Source organism: Micromonospora sp. Mcm103 (assembly GCF_024519755.1).
Classification (GTDB): Bacteria; Actinomycetota; Actinomycetes; order Mycobacteriales; family Micromonosporaceae; genus Micromonospora; species Micromonospora aurantiaca.
The window spans coordinates 1-492 of the sequence record NZ_JALJRJ010000066.1; the positions used below are offsets into that span (position 1 = coordinate 1).

General features: G+C 74.0%; 1 protein-coding gene and 1 pseudogene. Both read right to left on the bottom strand.

Annotation, left to right across the window (positions count from 1 at the left end):
* Nucleotides 1–307: ABC transporter ATP-binding protein (locus tag OC439_RS30195; protein ID WP_262016388.1), on the bottom strand; the 307-nt coding region annotated here is incomplete at its 3' end.
* Nucleotides 304–492 (bottom strand): annotated as a pseudogene (locus OC439_RS30200) (ABC transporter ATP-binding protein); the annotation flags it as partial. The gene OC439_RS30195 and the pseudogene OC439_RS30200, both read right to left, overlap by 4 nt.

A 492-nucleotide genomic window follows, 5' to 3' on the forward strand; every position in this document is an offset into this window, starting at 1 on the left:
GGGTGATGTCCCGCCCCGCGAACGCGATGCTGCCGGCGGTGGGTTCGAGTAGCCGCACGAGCATCCGCCCGGTCGTGGTCTTCCCACACCCCGACTCCCCCACCAGCCCCAACGTTTCGCCCGGGCGCACGTCGAAGTCCAACCCGTCCACCGCCCGCACCGCACCCGTGCTGCGCAGGCCCTGCCGGACCGGGAAGTGCTTGGTCAGGCCGCGCACCGACAGCAGCGGCCCGCTGTCCGCCGCCGCACCGACGGCCGCACCCCGCCGGCCGTCGACAACGCCCGTCCCGTCCTGGTCAGCATTCATCGGGCCACCCCCACCTGGGCTACCTCGTCGCGGTAGATCCGCTCCCGCGCGGCGACCGGCAGGTGACACGCCACCAGATGCCCGGCCGTACCCGCCGAGACCAGCTCGGGCACCTCGGTGCGGGACCGGTCGCCGTTCACGTCGGCCCACCGGCACCGCGGATGAAACGCACACCCCGACGGCAG